This is a genomic window from Micromonospora sp. CPCC 206060, assembly GCF_036906895.1.
In the GTDB taxonomy this organism is placed as follows: Bacteria; Actinomycetota; Actinomycetes; order Mycobacteriales; family Micromonosporaceae; genus Micromonospora.
In genome coordinates this window covers 1-20,058 of the sequence record NZ_JBAKHU010000055.1, presented here as the reverse complement: position 1 = coordinate 20,058, position 20,058 = coordinate 1, and the positions used below count along the sequence as shown (strand labels likewise).

Genomic DNA, 20,058 nt, shown 5'->3' with positions numbered 1-20,058 from the left:
GGCCCGCTCACCGGCCCGCGTCGTCGGCTGGGGGCAGGTCGCCCCAGAACCGGGCCAGCGCCGAGGTCATCGGGTCCGTGTCGGCGGCCAGGGCCGCCCAGTCGCCGGCGGTGCTGCCGGCCCAGCCGGCCAGGTCCGTCACCGCCGGCGGCGCCGCGCCGGCCGGTGGTACGTCGACCGGGGTGTCGCCGAGCAACCCGACGTCGACCCACGGGTACCCGTCGACCGGTTCGGGTAGCCCGTCGAACGTCAACGGCGCCGGGAAATGACCGCCGGGGTCGGCGCCGACGGGCAGGTCGGGGTCCGCGCCGACCGGCACGTCCACCCCGGCGGGTGGCGGTGCGCCCCCGTCGGTGTCCCACGACGGCGCCGGGTCGTCGAGCGGCGCGTCCACCGGCGGGTCGCCGTCGCCGGAGCGCATCAGGTCGTCGGTGGGTAGCGGGTCGTCGAGGTCACCCGCGTCGGGTGGCGGGTCGTCGCCCAACGGTGGCGGCCACCAGTCGGGCTGCCCGTGTACCGGCCCGTCCGCCGTCCATCCCGCACCGTCGTCGTCGGGTGGGTCCGGCCAGTCGCCGTCGATGTCGGTCACGTCATCTCCCCATCGGCCACGGTCAACTCCCGGGCCCGGGTCAGGACCTCGTCGACCTGACCGAGGCGGGCGCGTACCGTCTCCCGGGCGGCCTGCGCCGCCGCCCGTTCGGCCGCCCGGGCCGACCGGTGCGCCGCCTGCGCCCGGTCCACCTCGGCGATCCGGGCGTCGAGGTCCTGCAGGCGCCGTTCGACGGCGGCGTCCAACGCCACTGTCAGCGCGTACTGCAGGTCGGTGAAGCGTCGGGTGATGTCGTCGCCGTACGCGGCGCGGGCCTCGGCGAGGACCTCCCGCAGCCAGGTGCGGGCCTGCGCGCGGTCGCTGTGCACCCGCCGCCGGTACAGCACGAACGCCCCCACCGCCAGACCGAGGCCGAGCCCGGCGAACGGCACCACCAGCGACCCGCCGAGCAGCGTCCCGGCGCTGAGGGCCGAGGCGCCCGCGACCGCGCCCCGCCCGGCCATGAACGCCACACCCCCGGCGGACAGGGCCACCATCACATGGTCGGTGCCGGCGGCGGACGTCACCGGCGGACCGGCCAGCACGTGCCGCAGCGTCGCGTTCACCCCGCCGAGTACCAGCGCCCGCTGCCCGGGGTCGAACAGTTGCGCCAACGCCCGCTCGGCGACGGTGTCGAACCGGGCGGCCAGGTCCTCGGACAACCGCACCGACACCGCCTGCAACGCCCGGTCCACCTCCTGCGGCAGGCCGGCCAGGTCGGTGCGCCCGGCCCGTTCGATGCGTCCGGTGAACTCCTCCTGTACCTGCTGCAACGCGGTGCGCAGCGCGCCGGTGGCGTCCACCCGCGCCCGGTTGGTTTCGGTACCCAACGCCAACGACCACTGTCGGGTTTCGCTGCGCCGCTGCGCGGCCAGTTCGGTGCGCTGCGCGCGGAACCGGTCACCGTCGCCCGGGTCACCGTCGGTGGCGCGGATCCGTTCGGCGGCGGTGGCGTCCAGGCGGGCCAGTTCGGCGCGGGCGGCGCGCAGCAGGTTCGCCCGCCGCAGCAGGCCCACCCGGCCGGTCAGGTCGACCAGCCTCCGCTGCACCGCGGCGATCCCGGACGCGGCGGACAGGTCGGCGGCGTCGGTGCCGTCGACGGTCGCGGCCAGGCCGGCCAGCCGCGCCGACACCGGGAACCACGGGGCGTCGGCGAATCTCGGCGCCCAGGTGCGCAGCGCCGCCCGGTTCGCGGCGAGGACCTCCCGCCACCCGCCGTGGGCGTCGACCTTGGTCAACGCGAACAGCACCACGTCGACCCGGTCGGCGGCGCGGGCCAGGAAGTCCAGTTCCGGGGCGGTCAACGGGCCGGCGGCGTCGGTGACGAACAGCAGGATGTCCGCGTCGTCGGCGGCCCGCAGCGCCAGGGTGGTGTGGGTGTCGTCCCATCCGCCGCCGCCGGGGGTGTCCACCACCGTCAGGTACTCCAGCAGCACCGCCGGATGGTCCACCTGCACCCGCCGTGGCGGTGGGGTGTCCGCCGCCGGGTCGGGCAGCACCCAGCGCGGGAGGTCGACCGGCTCGGCCGGTACCGGGTCGTCGTGTCCGGGCAGCCACACCCGCACCGTCGCTGTCGGCGCCCACCCGAACTCCAGCCACGTGCCGGTGCCGGCCAGCGGTGACACCGGCGCCACATCCGGCGCGCCGAGCAGCGCGTTGACCAGGGAACTCTTTCCCGCCCTCGGTTCACCGACCAGCACCACCCGGGGTCGGGTTCCGCCGGTGCGGCGGGCCTGTTCGAGGTGCCCGGCGGTGTCCGGTTCCACCGTGCGCAGGTACGCCACCGCCGTGTCCAGACCCGCGTCGAGCAGCCGCTGCAGCGGCACCCGCCCGCTCACGTGCCGCCCGCCCCGGCGCGTACCTGCTGGGCCAGCAGGTGGAATCCCCGGTGGGTGAGGTGCGCGACGCGGGCCTGCGCGGGGGTGGCCGCGCCGACGGCGAAGCTGCGCCACCGGCCGGCGGCGGCCACCGCCGCGGCAGCCAAGCCGTCGGTGTCGACGTCACCGGTGTCGACGTCACCGGTGTCGAGGATCCACCGCGCGTCGGTCGAGGTCGCCAGGCGGGTCAACTCCCGGCGCATCCGCTCGGGCAGGCCGACCCGCCCGGTGGTGACCTGCCGGGCGGCCTGCACCAGCCGCAGCCGGTGCTGGCGTGGTTCGGCCAGCAACTCCTCGACCGCGTCGGTGAGGACCGCCCGGTCGGTGGGGTCGGTGGCCCGCCCGGCCAGCTGCTGCAACGCCTCGACCGCCCGGCCGGCCTTGATCACGTCGGCGCGTTGGCGTACCACCTCGTCGACGCGGTGTTCCACCTGCCGCAGGCCGCTGGCCCAGGCGAGTCGTTCGATCAGCGTGGCGGAGTCCACATCCGGGTCGGCGGCCAGCCACGTCACGGCCAGCCCGACCCCGTGCAGGTCCAGCAGCCGCAGCAGCCGGTGCCGCACGTCGGCGGGCACCGGCGCGTCCCGCCCGGTGAACCAGTCCGTCGACGCGGTCAGCAGCAGCCGCTGCCCGGCCGGCAGGGTGGCCAACGCGCGTAGCGCCGCCACGTCCGCGGCGGTCAACCCGCCGGTGCGGGTGGTTTCGGCCAGCAACCCGACCGCCGGTACCACGTCGGCCACCACGTGCGCCAGCAGTCGGGCCTGCTGCCCGGCGAGGGCCTGCGCCACCGGCCACGGGTCCTCACCGGCCCCGACAAGCGTGTCGATCTTGCTGAGTATCCCGACTGCGGTCAACGGGTCACCCGCAGCGGCCAGGGCGGCCACATCGTCGGCGCGTACCGCCTGGGTGAGCACGTGCAGCACCGCGTCGGCGGCGTCGACGGCCGCCGCCGAGTCGGCGTCGACGGCACCGTGCAACCAGCGGCGGGCCGTGTCGCTGACCGCCCGGTCCGTCGAGGCCAGCCCGGGGGTGTCGACCACCGTCACCTGGCGCAGCCGGTCACTGGTGACCGTCACGTCCAGGTACGCCACCTGAGCCCACGGCACCGGCACCCGCTGCGGTACGAGCGTGTCGTCGTCGACCGGTACGGCGGTGCGTGCTCCGGCCCGGTCGACGACCTCCACCCGGTCGGTGGTGCCGTACCGGTAGCGGGTGACCAGCCGGGTGCACTCGACCGGCGCGGTCGGCGCGACCCGCCGCCCGACCAGCGCATTGACCAGGGTGGACTTGCCGGCGTTCAACCGGCCGGCCACGGCCAGGCACACCGGGGCGTCGAGACGGTGGCGTACCTGCCGCACCGCTGCCGCGGTGTCGGCGCCCACCTGCGGCAGGACCGTGTCGCAGCACACCGCGACCCGGGTGGTGAACCCCTGCGTGTCGGGTTCCTGCCGCACCATCCGTCACCACCTCATCACCTGCGTCGCCGCCGGGTGTGCCGTACCCGCCGGCGCCTACCCTACGAATATCCTGCGGGGCGCAGGATCCCATGTTCGTGCCACAGCCGCGAGGGACGGTGGACGCCGGTGCCGCTGGTGCAGCAGGTGGCCACGCTGGTGGCCGACCCCGGGCTGGTCGTGGTGCACGGCGGGCCGGGCTGCGGACGCAGCACCCTGCTGCACACCGTCGCCGGTACCGTCACCGCAGGCGTGTACGTCGGCGGTGGGCTGGCCGCCACCGCCGGCACCGCCGGTTTCGCCCTGTCCCACGCGCTGCGGGTGCGGCTGCCGGTGCACGACCGGAGGCTACTGGTCGACGCGGTGCGGGCCCGGGTCGGCGCGGGACTGCTGGTCCTGGACGACCTGCACTGGGCTGACCCGTTGACCCTGCACACGGTCACCGCCCTGGCCGGGCAGTGCCGGATCCTGGCCGCGTTGCGCACCCCGCACCGGCTGCCCGCCGCCACCGTCGACGCGTTGCGTGCCGCCGCGACCGGCTGGCTGCCGGTGCCGCCGCTGGACCGGGCGGCGGCGGTCGCCCTGGCGCGGCGTACCGCCCCGGCGTTGACCCCGGCGGCGGCCGCCGCGCTGGTCGACCGGGCCGGCGGGACACCCCTGGCGGTGACCGCCCTGGCCCGGCACGCCACCGCCCGCCCCGACACCGGCACCGGCGGCGATCTCGACCAGGTCGGCTACGCCGTGGCCACCGCGTGTGCCGACCTGCCGCGGGCGGCCCGTACCGCCCTGGCCGTGCTCGGTCTGCTCGGCCGGCCCGCACCGGCGGGCCTGCTCGGCCCCGGTGTGGCCGACCTGACCGCCGCCGCCCTGACCGTCACCGGCGCCGACGGGGTCCACCCGGTCAGCCCGTACGTCGCCGAGGTCGCCGCCGGTCTGCTCGACGAACCGACCCGCCGCGCCCTGCACCGCCGGCTCGCCGGGCTGCTGCCCCCGGTCGAGGCGGTGACGCACCTGGCCGCCGCCGGTGACCACCACGCCGCCCACCGGCACGCCCTCACCGCCGCCGACGCTGTCGACGAGCCGACCGTACGGGCCGAGCTGCTCACCCTGGCGTGCACCCAGGCCGGGGTCGACCCGCCGCCCGACGTGCGGGTCCGTGCCGCCCGGGCCGCGCTGCACGCCGCCCGCCCCGACCTGGCCGTCACCGCCCTGCGCAGCCCCTCCCCGCTGGGGGTCCACGCGGCGGTGCTGCACGCCGAGGCGCTGCTGCAGCTCGGTGACCCGGCCGGCGCGGCGAGGATCGTGGCACCGGTACCGGACACCGCCCCCACCCCGGTGCTGGCCGCCCGTGACCGGATCCGCCTGCTCACCACGCTGGCCGTCGACCCGCCGGCGGCGGCGACCACCGTGGCCGAGGTCACCGCCCGGCACGGCCACCGCCCCGCCGACGCGGGCCTGCGCGCCGCGCTCGCCGCGCTCGCCGCCGCCACCGGCACCCCCGGCTGGGAACAGGACCTGACCGCCGCCGCCGACGACCCCGACACCGACCGGCTCGCCGCCGCGTGGAGCGCCTGGCTGCTCGCCGACACCCTCGCCGGCGCCGGCCGGCTGGCCGAGGCGGTCACCGCCGCCGACCGGTACGCCCTGCGGCACGGCTACGGCTGGTCGACCCGGCTGGTCGCGTTGCGGCACTGGTGTACCGCCCTGCGCGGCGACGGCACCGACGCCACCGCCCTGCTGGAGGCGACCCTGCATCCGGTGGCGTACGGCTACGCGCTGGCCGCCGCCGCCCTGGTCGAAGCCGACGCGGGGCTGCTCACCACCGCCCGGGCCCGGTTGGCTGCCGCCGCCGGTAACCCGGTGGTCGACTGGGTGGCCCGGGAGGCCGCCTGGCTCGACGGCCAGCCCGCCCACGCCCACGCCCCGTTGGGTGGTGGCGCCGCCCCGCTGATCGCCGGCCTGCACGCGATCACCCGCCACTTCGCCGGCGCGACCGTGGCGGTGCCACCACAGCGGGCACCGCACCCGGTGGCGGTGACCCTCACCGCGTTCGCCGCTGCCCGGGCGGGGCACCGCGGCGCCGCCGCCGACCTGGCCACCGCGGCCGACTGCTGGGCGCCGGTGGCCCGCCGGGAACAGGTCCGCTGTCTGCTCGCCCACGCCACGACCGTCGACGACCCGGACACGGCGGTGTCCGCGCTGACCGACGCCGAACGCATCGCCGTCGACGCCGGGCTGGTGGTGCTGGCCGGGCAGGCCCGCCGGGCGTTACGCGCCCACGGCGCCACCACCGGCCCGGCCGCCGGCCGTGGCGACGGGCCGCTCACCGACCGGGAACAGCAGGTGCTGCGGCTGGTCGCGCAGGGCGAACCGAGCCGGCGCATCGCCGGGCGGCTCGGGGTGTCCGTGGAGACGGTGGAGACCCACGTCCGCGCCGGCATGCGGAAACTCGGTGTCCGTACCCGCACCGCGGCCGCCGCGATGACCATGGCGGTCTCCCGGTGACCGGCGTACCCCGGCATGTGCTGCCCGACCTGGCCGCCGCGACGCCGGTGCTGCGGGCCCTGACCCGTGACGGCTGGCACACCCGGGAGGGGTTCGCCCTGATCAGTGACTCCTGGGACGTCAGCGACGCGCGGCTGGTGCTGTTCGGTCGGGTCACCGACGACGACACGGTCCGGCTGGTGGTGCTGGCCGCCGCCCGGGGCGCCGGGGTGGTCGCCGTGGTCGACCCGACCAGCCACCGGGGTAGGGCGTTACGCGCCGACCTGGACCGGCTCGCCCTCGCCCCGGCCACGCCGACGCGGGTGTCGCTACGACCCGAGCAGGTGGCCCTGCTGGCCCGGCTGGCGGCGGGGGAGACCATCGCCGCCGCCGCGGCGGGGGAGTTCCTGTCCCTGCGTACCGCGAACCGTCGTATCGCCGCGGCCCGCGCCGCCCTGGGGGTGCGGACCACCCGGGAGGCGGTCCTGGCCTATCTGCGTCACCGGGACGGCTGACCGGCCACGCCGTCGCGGTGACCGTCGCCCCCGGGGGGCGGGGTCAGGGGCGACGGCGGTGCGTCCGGGTGGTGTCGACCGGCCGGCTGGGGTCGACGTGCCGGGGTGTGTCGGGTTCGTCGGGCCGCAACGGCACCAGCGTGTCGGTGAGCGCGTCGATGATCCGGTCGGTGGCCCGCCGTGCCGCGCCGGGTGCGCCGGTGGCCGTTGCGGTGACGTCGACGGGCGCGCCGAAGTGCACCAGCACCGCCGGGCGGCGCACAAGCGCCCGCGCCAGCGCCGGCAGCAGGCCCTTCGGCGCCGAGTAGGGCAGCACCTCGTGTGATCCCCACTGCGCGACCGGTACGACCAGGGCCCCGCTGGCGAACGCCAGCCGCGCGGTGCCGGTCTTGCCGCGTTCGGGCCACATGCCGGGGTCCAGGCCGATGCGGCCCTCCGGGTAGACCAGTACCACCGAGCCGCGGGTGACCGCGTCGGCGGCGTCGGTCAGTGCCTGCGCCGCGTCGGCGGTACGCCGGTCGACGCGGATGTGCCCGCAGTGGCGCATGGCGGCGCCGACCAGCGGGGCGCGGAACAGTCCACCGGTGGCCATGATCCGGGGTGCGACCCGGCGGGTGTGGCAGGCGGCGGCCAGCACGATCGGGTCGAACGGGCTGATGTGGTTGGCGGCCAGGATCAGCGGGCCGCCCCGCAGCGCGTCGGGTACGTCACCGGTGACGTGCAGCCGGGCGGTGGCGGCGACCACGATCCGGGCGGCGAGCTGCGCGGCGCGCCACAGCCGGGGCGGACGCCAGGGGGTGGGTGGGGTGTCCATCAGCGCTGAATCGTCGCATGGGCGCGCATCGACGGCCGGGACGGCCCCTGGGTGGGGGGCGGGACGTGCCCGCCGAGGGGCCGGGTGTCCCGGGCTGATCAGGGCCGTTCGGCCCGGGTCGTGGGGACCGGCGCCCCTGAAGATCATTCACGACGCCCGGTAGTATTTACTACGTCTCGTAGTAAGTCTGTGTCGTGCGTGCCTTGGGGGTACTGGTGGACGCGTTGGATGTGGCCCGCTGGCAGTTCGGTGTAACCACCGTCTACCACTTCCTGTTCGTACCCCTCACCATCGGCCTGTCCATCCTCGTGGCCATCCTGCAGACCCTCTGGCACCGCACCGGCAACGACCGCTACCTCAAACTCACCAAGTTCTACGGCAAACTCTTCCTCATCAACTTCGCCATGGGCGTCGTCACCGGCATCGTCCAGGAATTCCAGTTCGGCATGAACTGGAGCGACTACTCCCGCTTCGTCGGCGACATCTTCGGCGCACCCCTGGCCATCGAGGCCCTCGTCGCGTTCTTCCTCGAATCCACCTTCCTCGGCCTGTGGATCTTCGGCTGGGACCGCCTGCCCAAACGCCTCCACCTCGCCGCCATCTGGGCCGCCGCCATCGGCAGCAACCTCAGCGCCTACTTCATCCTCGCCGCCAACTCCTGGATGCAGAACCCCGTCGGCTACCGCATCAACCCCGACACCGGCCGGGCCGAACTCACCGACTTCCTCGCCGTCCTCACCAACAAGGTCGCCCTCATCACCTTCCCGCACACCATCGCCGGCGCCTTCCTCGTCGCCGGCAGCCTCGTCGTCACCGTCGCCCTCTGGCACCTCTACCGCCACCGCACCGACGACACCGACACCTACCGCTTCGCCGCCAAGTTCGGCGCCATCGTCACCCTCATCGCCACCACCGGCGTCCTCATCACCGGCGACATCCAAGGCAAGATCATGACCGAGGTGCAGCCCATGAAAATGGCCGCCGCCGAAGGTCTCTACACCACCGAATCACCCGCCGCCTTCAGCGTCCTGACCATCGGCAGCCTCGACGGCAGCCGCGAGGTCTACGCCCTCAAAATCCCCTACCTGCTGTCCTTCCTCGGCACCGGCGACGCAGACGGCACCGTCGCCGGCATCAACGACCTGCAGGCCCAGTACGCCACCCAGTACGGCCCCGGCAACTACGCCCCGATCATCCCCGTCACCTACTGGAGCTTCCGCTTCATGATCGGCCTCGGCCTCGCCGCCGCCGCCATCGCCCTGTGGGTCCTGTGGGCCGGCCGCAAGGGCCGCACCCCCACCAACCGCTGGCTGCTACGCGCCGGCCTGATCCTGCCCCTGCTGCCCCTGGCCGCCAACTCCTTCGGCTGGATCTTCACCGAAATGGGCCGCCAACCCTGGATCGTCTTCGGCGAGATGCTCACCCGCGACGGCGTCTCCCGCACCGTCAGCCTCACCGAAGTCCTCACCAGCTTCACCGCCTTCACCCTCATCTACGCCACCCTCGCCGTCATCGAGGTACGGCTGCTCATCCGCTACGCCAAAGCCGGCCTACCCGACACCACCCCCACCGACCACAACACCGACACCGACGCCGACGACCGCCCCCTCGCCTTCGCCTACTGACCGGAGCCCACCGTGGACCTCACCACCGTCTGGTTTCTCCTCATCGCCGTACTGTTCACCGGCTACTTCATCCTCGAAGGCTTCGACTTCGGCGTCGGCATGCTCCTACCCGTCCTCGGCCGCGACGACCGCGAACGCCGCGTCCTGATCAACACCATCGGCCCCGTCTGGGACGGCAACGAGGTCTGGCTGATCACCGCCGGCGGCGCCATGTTCGCCGCCTTCCCCGAGTGGTACGCCACCCTCTTCTCCGGCTTCTACCTGCCCCTACTGCTCATCCTGCTCGCCCTGATCATCCGCGGCGTCGCCTTCGAATACCGCCACAAGCGCCCCGAAGCCACCTGGAAACGCCGCTGGGACATCGCCATCACCATCGGCTCACTCGTGCCCGCCATCGCATGGGGCATCGCCTTCGCCAACATCCTGCGCGGCGTACCCCTCACCGCCGACCACGAATACGCCGGCGGCCTGACCAACCTGCTCAACCCCTACGCCCTGCTCGGCGGCGCCACCACCGCCACCCTCTTCGCCACCCACGGCGCCGTCTTCATCGCCCTCAAAACCGTCGGCGACATCCGCCACCGCGCCGCCCACCTCGCCGTACGCCTCGGCGTCACCGCCGCCGCCCTCGCCGTGGCCTTCCTCACCTGGACCCTCACCATCCGCAGCAGCACCACCGCCGTCATCCTCGCCGTCGGCGCCGCCGCCGCCCTGCTCGGCGGCCTCGCCGCCGCCCGCACCCGCCGCGAAGGATGGGCCTTCACCGGCACCGCCACCGCCATCGCCCTGGCCGTGGCCACCCTCTTCGCCGCCCTGTTCCCCAACGTCCTACCCAGCACCCTCGACGCCGCCGGCACCCTCACCACCACCAACGCCGCCTCCACCGCCTACACCCTCAAGATCATGACCTGGGTGGCGGTCATCTTCACCCCCATCGTCCTGGCCTACCAGGCCTGGACCTACTGGGTGTTCCGCAAGCGCATCGGCACCCACCACATCCCCCAACACTGACCCACACACCACAGCAGCCCACCAGCAACCGGCACACCACCGGCCACTGGTGGGCTGCACCCACCACGGAAGACACCCACCGGGGGAGAACCCCCCCGACGATCGATCAACCCGCGTCGCGCAACTCCGCCAACCGCGCCTCGATCTCCGCCAACTCCGCCCGCAACCGCTCCGCCTGCTGCTCCGCCTCCGCCCGCTCCGCAGCCAGAATCTGCTCCACCGCCTCCTGCACCCCCGGCACGTCGATCAACGCCACCATCTTCAACGCCTCCACCGGCCGGATCACATACGGCTTCGCCAACGCCTTCGCACCCTGCTGCGCCGCCACCGTCCACTCACCCTCGGCATAGGCCAACGTCACCGTCAACCCCGCCGGCCCCTTCGGCTTGACCGCCTTCACCGCCCGCCGCGCCGGCTTCGCCTCCGCCGCCACCGCAGCCTCACCACCCGACACCCTCGACTCCTCCCGCGCCGCCGGCACCGGCCGCCGCTCCACCAGAAACTCCGGCTCCGCCACCACCGGCTCCACCGGCGCCTCCACCTTCACCGGCTCCACCCGCCGCCCCGCCCCCTTCGGCGCCACCGCCACATCAGCAGGGGAGAACGGCAACTCATCACGACCGAACCGCACCACCACGAACTCATCCGACACCGCCGGATCCGTCAGCTCCACCACCTGACCCACCTGACCCGCGATCTGCCCCGCCGACGCGGTGAACACCACCCTCGGCTTCCGGCCCGCAGCCAACGCCTCCCGGAACCCCTGCAACTCCTGCGCGGACAACCCCTGCACCGTGGCACCCTCGGCGGCCATCACAACCCTCTTCCGTACACCTGTTTGATTACCGCCCTTACTACCAGGCCCACCCGACACCGGCACACCGGCATCCCCACGTCACCCACCCAACGCCCGCAACGCCCCATCCGCATGCGCACTCATGCTCAACTCGCGGTGGACCACCTCCACCACCCGCCGGTCCACCCCGATCACGAACGTCATCCGCCGCACACCCAACGGCCCCAACGGCACCCGCCGCCGCACCCCGAACCGCCGCGCCACCACACCGTCGACATCCGACAACAACGGAAAATCCAACCCGTACCGCGACGCGAACTCCGCCTGCCGACCCACCGGATCCCGACTGATCCCCACCCGCGACGCACCCACCGCCGCGAACTCCGCCGCCAGATCCCGGAAATGACAACTCTCCGCCGTACAACCCCGCGTCATCGCCGCCGGATAGAAGAACAACACCACCGGCCCCGACTCCAGAAACCCCGACAACCGCCGAGGCGCACCCGTCTCATCCGGCAACTCGAAATCCTCGACCAGATCACCCCTACGCAGCCCCGCCACCACCGGCTCCTCTCCACGACAACCGGCGCGAGCGTACGCGCCACACCCGGCGGTACCGTGAACCCGCCCAGACACAGGGGAGAGGGGACCAACCGGATGCCACCCGTCACCGTGGTGACCGGCGGCAGCCGAGGCATCGGCGCCGCCTGCGTACGACACCTCGCCACCGCCGGACACGACATCGTCCTGGGCTACCGCCGCGACGCCGACGCCGCCGCCCGCGTCGTCGCCGACGTCCACGCCGCCGGCCGCCGCGCCATCGCCGTACCCGCCGACACCACCGACCCCGACCAGGTCCACCACCTGTTCGACACCGCCACCCCACTCGGCCCCATCACCGGCCTGGTCAACAACGCCGGCGTCACCAGCCCCATCGGACCCTTCACCGACCTCACCCTCACCGACCTGCGCCACGTCATCGACGTCAACCTCATCGGCTACATCCTCTGCGCCCAACAGGCCGCCCGCCGCATGCCCGCCGGCTCCGCCATCGTCAACATCTCCTCCGTCGCCGCCACCCTCGGCAGCCCCGGCGAGTACATCCATTACGCCGCCACCAAAGCCGCCACCGACACCCTGACCATCGGCCTGGCCAAGGAACTCGCCCCCCACGGCATCCGCGTCAACGCCGTCGCCCCGGCATCATCCGCACCGACCTGCACGCCATCTCCGGTGTACCCGACCGCCCCGACCGCGCCGCCGGACGCATCCCCATGGGCCGCCCCGGCGAACCCGACGAAATCGCCGGCGCCGTCACCTGGCTCCTGTCCGACCAGGCCTCCTACACCACCGGCACCATCCTGCGCGTCGCCGGCGGCCTGTAACCGGATGCCCGCACTCGTCGCCCCCGCCATCCCCGCCGGCACCCTCGCCCGGCAAGCACAACCCCACCTGCACGGCGACGGCATCCACCTACGCCCCTGGCAACCAACCGACCAACCGGTCGTCGTCGCCGCCTACGCCGACCCCGCCATCCAACGCTGGCACTGCCGCAGCATGACCGACACCGAAGCCCACACCTGGATCAACCACTGGCCACACCGCTGGCACCACGAAACCGGCGCCGGCTGGGCCGTCACCGACCCCACCGACACCATCCTCGGCCAGATCAGCCTCCGCCGACTCCACCTACCCGACGCCCAGGCCGAGATCTCCTACTGGGTCCTACCCGCCGCCCGCGGCCGACACGTCGCACCCCGCGCCCTGACCACCCTCACCCACTGGGCGTTCACCACCCTCGGACTGCACCGCATCGAACTGTCCCACTCCGTGACCAACCCCGCCTCGTGCCGCGTCGCCCACCGGGCCGGCTACCCCGCAGAAGGCACCCGACGCGGCGAAGGACACCACACCGACGGCTGGCACGACATGCACCTGCACGCCCGCCTCGCCACCGACACGTAGGGTGCGGACCGCCGACCGGGGCAGCCGGGCGGTTCTCGTGGTAGACCGGATCGGCCGGGCCGCCACCGGCCTGACCCCGGTGGTCCGGCCGACCCGACGGCCCCAGCCACGCTAGGCAACTCCGGTACGACATGACACGATCGCGCAGGTGACCAGCACACCCGCCGCAGCGCAGCACCTACGCGACCTCGCGCGGCTGCGCCGCGTCCGCGACCGGATCGACCGGGAGTACACGCAGCCGCTGGACGTCCAGGCGCTCGCCCGCGGCGTGAACATGTCGGCAGGACACCTCAGCCGCCAGTTCCGACTCGCCTACGGCGAGTCACCGTACGCCTATCTCATGACCCGGCGCATCGAACGCGCGATGGCACTGCTGCGTCGTGGCGACCTCAGCGTCACCGAGGTCTGTTTCGCGGTCGGCTGCGGGTCGCTGGGCACGTTCAGCACCCGCTTCACCGAGTTGGTCGGCGTGCCGCCCAGCACATACCGGCGCCACGCGGCGCGCGCGACGGCGGAGATGCCGTCGTGCGTGGCGAAACAGGTGACCAGACCGGTCAGGAATCGAGAAGTGTCGGCCGCCGAGCGGCACCTAGTGTGACCGGCATGGACATCACCATTCACTCGACCTTCCTCCCGCACAACGACCCGAAGGCCTCCCTGGCCTTCTACCGCGACACCCTCGGCTTCGAGGTCCGCAACGACGTCGGATACGAGGGGATGCGCTGGATCACGGTCGGACCCGCCGACAAGCCCGGCACGTCCATCGTCCTGCACCCGCCGTTCGCCGACCCCGGCGTCACCGAGGACGAACGCCGCACCATCGCCGAAATGATGGCCAAGGGCACCTACGCCATGATCCTGCTGGCCACCCCCGACCTCGACGGCGTCTTCGAACGGCTGCAGGCCAGCGACGCCGAGGTCGTCCAGGAGCCAACCGAGCAGCCGTACGGCGTCCGCGACTGCGCCTTCCGCGATCCCGCAGGCAACATGATCCGCATCCAGGAATCGCGCTGAGCCGTCCGACGACCAACGGGCACCGACCCCCGCTGGTTGCGCATCCTCCCGCGCCGCAACCAGGCATGACGCGCGAGGTGAACGAGATGCCGACCGCGAGTTGACGCACGACGGCCGCTGGTTAGTCTGACGCCCCGGCCGGGCGCGGCACATGGCCGAGGCCCAGAGGCACCACCGGCCAAAGCAACAAAAACCAGGCATACAGCTCAAAACCGGTCAGATAAAGCCGCGACGCTGACAGATGGAGACACGATGAGCACGCCCACGAGGACAGACACGCAGTCGCCTGCGCCGCACGCCGCCGACAGCCACGATCTGATCCGCGTGCAGGGCGCCCGCGAGAACAACCTCAAGGACGTCAACGTCGAACTCCCGAAGCGCCGACTGACCGTGTTCACCGGCGTCTCCGGCTCGGGCAAAAGCTCACTGGTGTTCAGCACAATCGCCGCCGAGTCGCAACGCATGATCAACGAAACCTACAGCGCCTTCGTACAGGGCTTCATGCCCACACTGGCCCGACCCGACGTCGACGTCCTCGAAGGGCTGACAACCGCGATCATCGTCGACCAGGAGCGAATGGGCGCCAACTCCCGCTCAACCGTCGGCACCGCCACCGACGCCAACGCAATGCTGCGCATCCTCTTCAGCCGCCTCGCACACCCGCACATCGGCTCACCCAACGCCTACTCGTTCAACGTCCCATCGGTCAAGGCCAGCGGCGCGATCACCATCGAGCGCGGCGGCAAGACGAAAGCCGAAAAAGCCACCTTCACCCGTCTCGGCGGCATGTGCCCACGCTGCGAAGGCATGGGCTCGGTCACCGACTTCGACCGGTCCGCACTGTACGACGACAACCTGTCACTCAACGAAGGCGCACTCACGATCCCCGGCTACAGCATGGACGGCTGGTACGGCCGGATCTACCGCGGCTGCGGATTCTTCGACCCAGACAAACCAATCAACAAATACAACAAACGCGAGCTGCACGACCTGCTCTACAAGGAACCGACCAAAATCAAGGTCGACGGGATCAACCTGACGTACGAAGGCCTGATCCCCAAAATCCAGAAGTCAATGCTGTCCAAAGACGTCGACGCCCTACAACCCCACATCCGCGCCTTCGTGGAGCGGGCGGTGACATTCACGACCTGTCCCGAATGCAACGGCACCCGGCTCAGCAAAGACGCCCGCTCCTCGAAGATCAAAGGAAAAAACATCGCCGAACTCTGCGCCATGCAGATCAGCGACCTGGCCGACTGGGTCCGAGAGCTCGACGAGCCATCGGTCGCCCCGTTACTCACCGGACTGCAGCACCTCCTGGACTCGTTCACGGAAATCGGTCTGGGCTATCTCTCACTCGACCGGCCCACGGGCACCCTGTCCGGGGGAGAGGCGCAACGCACCAAGATGATCCGCCACCTCGGCTCGTCGCTCACCGACGTCACCTACGTCTTCGACGAGCCCACCATCGGGCTACACCCACACGACATCCAACGGATGAACGAACTACTGCTCCGGCTACGGGACAAGGGCAACACGGTGCTCGTCGTAGAGCACAAGCCGGAAGCGATCGCGATCGCCGACCACGTCGTCGACCTCGGCCCCGGCGCCGGTACGGCGGGCGGCACCATCTGCTTCGAGGGCACCATCGAAGAACTACGGACCAGCGGCACCCTCACCGGCCGCCACCTCGACGACCGCGCCGCCCTCAAAGACACGGTACGGACACCCACCGGCACACTGGAGATCCGCAGCGCGACGACACACAACCTGCGCGACGTCGACGTCGACATCCCGCTCGGCGTGCTGGTCGCCGTCACCGGCGTGGCGGGCTCCGGCAAGAGCTCACTGATCCACGGCTCGGTGTCCACGCGGGACGGGGTCATATCGATCGACCAGGGCGCGATCCGCGGCTCGCGACGGAGCAACCCGGCGACCTACACCGGACTACTCGACCCGATCCGCAAGGCATTCGCAAAGGCCAACGGCGTGAAACCGGCGCTGTTCAGCGCCAACTCAGAGGGCGCCTGCCCCAACTGCAACGGCGCCGGCGTCATCTACACCGACCTGGCGATGATGGCCGGCGTCGCCACCACCTGCGAAGAATGCCAGGGGAAACGGTTCCAGGCATCAGTGCTGGAATACCACCTCGGCGGCCGCGACATCAGCGAAGTGCTCGCCATGTCGGTGACCGAGGCCGAGGAGTTCTTCGGCACCGGCGAGGCGCGCACGCCGGCCGCGCACGCCATCCTCGACCGGCTCGCCGACGTCGGGCTCGGCTACCTCAGCCTCGGCCAGCCGCTCACCACACTGTCCGGGGGCGAGCGGCAGCGGCTCAAGCTGGCCACCCACCTGACCGAGAAGGGCGGCGTCTACGTCCTCGACGAGCCGACCACCGGCCTCCACCTCGCCGACGTCGAGCAACTACTCGGCCTGCTCGACCGGCTCGTCGACTCCGGCAAGTCGGTCATCGTCATCGAGCACCACCAGGCGGTCATGGCGCACGCCGACTGGATCATCGACCTCGGCCCCGGCGCCGGCCACGACGGCGGCCGGATCGTCTTCGAGGGCACACCCGCCGACCTCGTCGCCGCCCGCTCCACCCTCACCGGCGAGCACCTCGCGGCCTACGTCGGCACCTGACCGAGGCCGTCACGGACACCGTCCCAAGCCCATCGGATGGATGACCGCGTGCCACGAGCGCCGGCCTTGTGCCAAGGACCGCTGATTCAGCTCTTCGTAGCGTGCGCGGTAGAGGTCACGCGGGGAGTGCGCGGTACGCAACGAGGACGCTGCGGACGTACTCGAGTGTGCGTGACGACGGCCGGGCGTCGATCGCTTTCTGTGCCACGGCGAGGGTCTGAAACCGGGGGCGGTGAGGTGCTGCTGGCGAACCCAGGGTGAGTCCGCACCCAAGTTCGATAATGTCCATTATGTAAACCTGGCGATTATCAGGCCCTGCCCCGCCGGCCGAGGGCCCTCGGGCAGGGCTACCGGGCGCTGAACGCCAACCGGACCCCGAAACCGATCAGCACCACACCACTCAGCGCGTCGACACCGCGCCGAACGCCCGGCCGGGACAGTACGCGGCGGACCGCCGCGATCAGAGCCGCCACAGCAACAAACCAGACCGCGGTGATCGACGCCGCGACGACCGACAACACCAGCGCCTCGACGGCGACCGCGCCGTCAGGCAGGAACTGCGGCAGCAACGCCATGAAGAAGATCGCCGCCTTCGGGTTGAGCACATTGCACAGCAGGCCGTCCCGGAACGCCGCCCACGGACCCGACTGCGGCGCAGACGCGGCGTCCGCACCGGTCCCGGAACGACCGACGCGCCACGCCGAACGCAGCGCCTGGACACCGCAGTACACCAGGTACGCGGCGCCGACGACCTTGACGACCGTGAAACCGACCGAGGCCACGGCGACCAGCGCGGTGATTCCGGTGGCGGCGGCAACCGCCCAGACCAGCACCCCGGTGGCCACCCCCGCCGCCGTCGCCATTCCGGTCGCCCGGCCGGAGAGCACCGAATGACGCATCACGACGGCGAAGTCCGGCCCCGGCGCCATGGCGCCGAGCACGACGACACCGGCGAACACGAGCAGCTGCGTGACACTCACCCTGACTCCTCGTCGCGGCGCGGCCTGGGTACCAGTGTGCCGTTCCATCCGCTGTCTGACCCTCCTGGCAGACGCGACCGATATTCCGGATGTCATCCCCCGGGCGGCACCACTTCCCCCTGAACCCGAAAATCCTGCATAATGTCCCTTATGTACGATAAACTGGGTGAAACAGCGGTGACCGAACTGATCGAGCAGTTCATCACCGCCCGGGCCACCCGTAAGCCCTCCCCCCACACCCTGGCCGCCTACCGACGGGATCTGCTGACCGTCGCCCGGCTGGCCGCCGACCCTCACCCCGCCGAGACCCTCCCCGTCAGCGCCCTCGACGCGCGTACCCTGCGGGCTGCGTTCGCCGCGTTCGCGGGGCCCCGCTCCCCCGCCTCCATCCACCGGGCCTGGTCGACGTGGAACAACTTCTTCACCTTCCTGGTCGCTGACGGCGTCGTTGCCGGTAACCCGATGCCCGCCGTGGACCGGCCCGCCGCTCCCATCCCCCGGCCGAAACCGCTGCGCGGGGAGAACACCCCGGAGGAACTGCTGGCGTCGGTGGCCCGGGCCGACCACCGGCAGCGTCACCCGTGGCCGGAGCGGGACCTGGTGGTACTGGCGTTGGCCCTGTGCGCGGGTCTGCGCCTGTCGGAACTGCTGGATCTGCGGGTCGCCTCGCTGGCCGGACGCGATGGTGAGCGCCGGGTTGACGTGGCCGGTAAGGGTGGCCGGCCGCGCACCATCCCCATCGAGCCGGAACTCGACCGGATCGTGGCCGCCTACCTGCACAGCCGTGCCGTACGCTTCGGCGCCCGGACGGTACGCCCGGACTCGGCGCTGCTGGTGGACCGGCACGGTTCGCCGCTGCGGCGGGGTGGTCTGCAGTACCTGGTGGATTCCGCCTTTCGGCGGGCCGGGATCGGTGACCGGGTGCCGGCCGGGGCGCGGTTGCACGCGTTGCGGCACACCTTTGCTACCCGGTTGGCCGAGGACGGGGCGAGCGCGGCGGAGATCATGCGGTTGCTGGGGCACGCGAGCCTGGCGTCGAGTCAGAACTACATCGACGTGACGGCAGGTCAGCAGCGGGCGGCGGTGCGGGCCAACCGGACGAACCGGGCGTTGGTCGGGTTGGTGGCCGACGGCGACGGGTGAGTGTCAGGTGTCGAGGAGGGTGCGGGTCAGCCAGGGGCGCAGGACGGGCAGGACGTGGGTGGGTTGCATGGCCTGGGTGTGGTCGAGGCCGTCGAGGATGTGAACCTGCCAGCCGAGGTGCTCCACTTCGGTGCGGTGGGTGGTCAGCGGGCCGGCGATGCTGAGGTGGACGCCGCCCCAGCGTTCGTCGTAGGTGATGTCGTCGGCGGAGCCGGCGAAGCACAGGCGGGGGCGCAGCTGGTCTGGGGCAACGGGTACGCCACGGTTCCTGGTTGACGAGGTCCGCACCGCCGGACAGGCGATGGCCGATCGGACCGCGTGGCGGATCTGCTCGGGTAACGGCTGGTGGAGCAGGTTCGGCAAGCGCAAGCGTCGCGGCAAGGGCGACAAGGTAGGCCCACCGGTACATGACGATCTCGTGCGCCGGGACTTCACCGCGCGAAGCCTTGTCGGGACCTGGCACACTGAACACAGTTGCCCGTGGAGCGAGACATCCACCGGGCCTCGCGGGGGGGCCGCGCGCCGCATGGCGCGCGGGAGGAATCGACCTCGGAGGCTGCGGTGGGTATCCCCCACGAACTGGCTGAACTCGTCAACTTGGCTAACAGCTTGGTGCAGCTAATCGCTGCCAGCGTCGGTCTTGCTGCTGCCCTGGCTGTGCGGCGTCGGATGCGCGATTCTCGACAGAACGAGGACGGCAGCCGTGACAACGGCATGCCTGACTAGTTCAGGTTCGACCGGATTGCACGCCGAAGGGCCAGCCAGGTAGCGCCGTTCGGCGGGCTCGGGACGTACGGCACGCCCATGAAGCTGGTTGCGGAAGCCTCGATTCACCTGCCGCGCGTCGTCGGCACCGATGACCGTGCGGCGGGGCGGCGTCTGCGGTCCGCCGCGCCTGGCCCGTCTTAGCCTCGATCCACCGACGCGGTTGGCGGCGATCACCGGTTGATCATTTCGATATGGGGTGAGTCGGCGGGTGTGCGGGAGCCGCCGATCGTTGGTCGGCTTGCTCGAGTCGTGTTTGTGGGGTGAATGGGGATTGTGGCCTGTGGTCGGGCCGCCCGGTTCTGCTGGTGGGTGTGGTCAGCCGGGTGCGGTCTGGACGGCGGTGAACAGGTTGTCGAACGCTGCTTGCCAGGGCCAGTGGT

At 72.0% G+C, this 20,058-nt stretch carries 18 protein-coding genes and 1 pseudogene; 10 read left to right on the top strand and 9 right to left on the bottom strand.

All coding sequences use genetic code 11. The features are described from left to right. Positions 1 to 7 precede the first annotated feature (7 nt). The 3 genes from V6U90_RS25725 to V6U90_RS25715 are packed head-to-tail and all read right to left on the bottom strand — an operon-like array spanning position 8 to position 3,923. Positions 8 to 589, bottom strand: coding sequence for a hypothetical protein (locus tag V6U90_RS25725; RefSeq protein WP_334441762.1), 582 nt, complete (start codon positions 587 to 589; stop codon positions 8 to 10). Next, positions 586 to 2,427: a GTPase gene (locus V6U90_RS25720; RefSeq protein ID WP_334441759.1), complete on the bottom strand. Its 1,842-nt coding sequence runs from the start codon at positions 2,425 to 2,427 to the stop codon at positions 586 to 588. Before V6U90_RS25720 ends, V6U90_RS25725 begins: the two co-directional genes overlap by 4 nt. Next, positions 2,424 to 3,923 carry a dynamin family protein gene (locus tag V6U90_RS25715; protein WP_334441756.1) on the bottom strand — a complete coding sequence of 500 codons (1,500 nt, stop codon included), beginning with the start codon at positions 3,921 to 3,923 and terminating at the stop codon, positions 2,424 to 2,426. Before V6U90_RS25715 ends, V6U90_RS25720 begins: the two co-directional genes overlap by 4 nt. 126 nt (positions 3,924 to 4,049) lie before the next feature. Here V6U90_RS25715 and V6U90_RS25710 point away from each other — a divergent pair, with 126 nt between their 5' ends. Further along, positions 4,050 to 6,425 carry a helix-turn-helix transcriptional regulator gene (locus tag V6U90_RS25710; protein ID WP_334441753.1) on the top strand — a complete coding sequence of 792 codons (2,376 nt, stop codon included), beginning with the start codon at positions 4,050 to 4,052 and terminating at the stop codon, positions 6,423 to 6,425. Then, positions 6,422 to 6,919: a LuxR family transcriptional regulator gene (locus tag V6U90_RS25705; RefSeq protein WP_334441750.1), complete on the top strand. Its 498-nt coding sequence runs from the start codon at positions 6,422 to 6,424 to the stop codon at positions 6,917 to 6,919. The genes V6U90_RS25710 and V6U90_RS25705 overlap by 4 nt, the downstream gene beginning before the upstream one ends. A 43-nt stretch (positions 6,920 to 6,962) precedes the next feature. On the opposite strand, the gene V6U90_RS25700 is transcribed toward V6U90_RS25705, so the two are convergent. Continuing rightward, complete coding sequence (locus V6U90_RS25700; RefSeq protein WP_334441748.1) at positions 6,963 to 7,733, bottom strand: lysophospholipid acyltransferase family protein; 771 nt, start codon at positions 7,731 to 7,733, stop codon at positions 6,963 to 6,965. Between the two features lie 215 nt (positions 7,734 to 7,948). Here V6U90_RS25700 and V6U90_RS25695 point away from each other — a divergent pair, with 215 nt between their 5' ends. Beyond that, the gene (locus V6U90_RS25695) at positions 7,949 to 9,358 is read left to right on the top strand and encodes a cytochrome ubiquinol oxidase subunit I (RefSeq protein ID WP_334441811.1); all 1,410 of its coding nucleotides are present in this window, start codon (positions 7,949 to 7,951) and stop codon (positions 9,356 to 9,358) included. A gap of 12 nt (positions 9,359 to 9,370) precedes the next feature. Next, complete coding sequence (cydB, locus tag V6U90_RS25690) at positions 9,371 to 10,369, top strand: cytochrome d ubiquinol oxidase subunit II (RefSeq protein ID WP_334441745.1); 999 nt, start codon at positions 9,371 to 9,373, stop codon at positions 10,367 to 10,369. A gap of 106 nt (positions 10,370 to 10,475) precedes the next feature. Here the strand turns inward: cydB and V6U90_RS25685 are convergent, their stop codons facing one another. After that, the gene (locus V6U90_RS25685; RefSeq protein ID WP_334441742.1) at positions 10,476 to 11,183 is read right to left on the bottom strand and encodes a hypothetical protein; all 708 of its coding nucleotides are present in this window, start codon (positions 11,181 to 11,183) and stop codon (positions 10,476 to 10,478) included. Between the two features lie 81 nt (positions 11,184 to 11,264). After that, positions 11,265 to 11,726, bottom strand: coding sequence for a peroxiredoxin (locus tag V6U90_RS25680; protein WP_334441740.1), 462 nt, complete (start codon positions 11,724 to 11,726; stop codon positions 11,265 to 11,267). A gap of 96 nt (positions 11,727 to 11,822) precedes the next feature. Here V6U90_RS25680 and V6U90_RS25675 point away from each other — a divergent pair. The 5 genes and pseudogenes from V6U90_RS25675 (at position 11,823) to V6U90_RS25655 (ending at position 16,787) form a co-directional block, all read left to right on the top strand. Beyond that, positions 11,823 to 12,550 (top strand): annotated as a pseudogene (locus V6U90_RS25675) (SDR family NAD(P)-dependent oxidoreductase). Between the two features lie 4 nt (positions 12,551 to 12,554). After that, on the top strand, positions 12,555 to 13,130 hold the full coding sequence (locus V6U90_RS25670; RefSeq protein WP_334441737.1) for a GNAT family N-acetyltransferase: 576 nt from the start codon (positions 12,555 to 12,557) through the stop codon (positions 13,128 to 13,130). Between the two features lie 148 nt (positions 13,131 to 13,278). Then, a complete protein-coding gene (locus V6U90_RS25665; RefSeq protein WP_334441734.1) occupies positions 13,279 to 13,728 on the top strand; it encodes a helix-turn-helix transcriptional regulator in 450 nt (149 codons plus the stop codon). Between the two features lie 5 nt (positions 13,729 to 13,733). Then, positions 13,734 to 14,144, top strand: coding sequence for a VOC family protein (locus V6U90_RS25660; protein ID WP_334441731.1), 411 nt, complete (start codon positions 13,734 to 13,736; stop codon positions 14,142 to 14,144). A gap of 252 nt (positions 14,145 to 14,396) precedes the next feature. Continuing rightward, positions 14,397 to 16,787 carry an excinuclease ABC subunit UvrA gene (locus V6U90_RS25655; protein ID WP_334441729.1) on the top strand — a complete coding sequence of 797 codons (2,391 nt, stop codon included), beginning with the start codon at positions 14,397 to 14,399 and terminating at the stop codon, positions 16,785 to 16,787. 347 nt (positions 16,788 to 17,134) lie between these two features. Here V6U90_RS25655 and V6U90_RS25650 read toward each other — a convergent pair whose 3' ends face one another. Beyond that, positions 17,135 to 17,767: a LysE family translocator gene (locus V6U90_RS25650; RefSeq protein ID WP_334441727.1), complete on the bottom strand. Its 633-nt coding sequence runs from the start codon at positions 17,765 to 17,767 to the stop codon at positions 17,135 to 17,137. 150 nt (positions 17,768 to 17,917) lie between these two features. Here V6U90_RS25650 and V6U90_RS25645 point away from each other — a divergent pair, with 150 nt between their 5' ends. Beyond that, positions 17,918 to 18,910: a tyrosine-type recombinase/integrase gene (locus tag V6U90_RS25645; protein WP_334441726.1), complete on the top strand. Its 993-nt coding sequence runs from the start codon at positions 17,918 to 17,920 to the stop codon at positions 18,908 to 18,910. 3 nt (positions 18,911 to 18,913) lie between these two features. Here the strand turns inward: V6U90_RS25645 and V6U90_RS25640 are convergent, their stop codons facing one another. Beyond that, the gene (locus V6U90_RS25640; protein WP_334441817.1) at positions 18,914 to 19,273 is read right to left on the bottom strand and encodes a hypothetical protein; all 360 of its coding nucleotides are present in this window, start codon (positions 19,271 to 19,273) and stop codon (positions 18,914 to 18,916) included. Positions 19,274 to 19,528: 255 nt separating this feature from the next. Further along, complete coding sequence (locus V6U90_RS25630; protein WP_334441724.1) at positions 19,529 to 19,852, bottom strand: hypothetical protein; 324 nt, start codon at positions 19,850 to 19,852, stop codon at positions 19,529 to 19,531. Positions 19,853 to 20,058 lie beyond the last annotated feature (206 nt).

Coding starts and splice junctions, on each gene's coding strand:
- V6U90_RS25685 (WP_334441742.1), bottom strand. CDS start 11,183: ATGGCCGCCGAGGGTGCCACGGTGCAGGGGTTGTCCGCGCAGGAGTTG.
- V6U90_RS25715 (WP_334441756.1), bottom strand. CDS start 3,923: ATGGTGCGGCAGGAACCCGACACGCAGGGGTTCACCACCCGGGTCGCG.
- V6U90_RS25660 (WP_334441731.1), top strand. CDS start 13,734: ATGGACATCACCATTCACTCGACCTTCCTCCCGCACAACGACCCGAAG.
- V6U90_RS25670 (WP_334441737.1), top strand. CDS start 12,555: ATGCCCGCACTCGTCGCCCCCGCCATCCCCGCCGGCACCCTCGCCCGG.
- V6U90_RS25655 (WP_334441729.1), top strand. CDS start 14,397: ATGAGCACGCCCACGAGGACAGACACGCAGTCGCCTGCGCCGCACGCC.
- V6U90_RS25645 (WP_334441726.1), top strand. CDS start 17,918: ATGTACGATAAACTGGGTGAAACAGCGGTGACCGAACTGATCGAGCAG.
- V6U90_RS25700 (WP_334441748.1), bottom strand. CDS start 7,733: ATGGACACCCCACCCACCCCCTGGCGTCCGCCCCGGCTGTGGCGCGCC.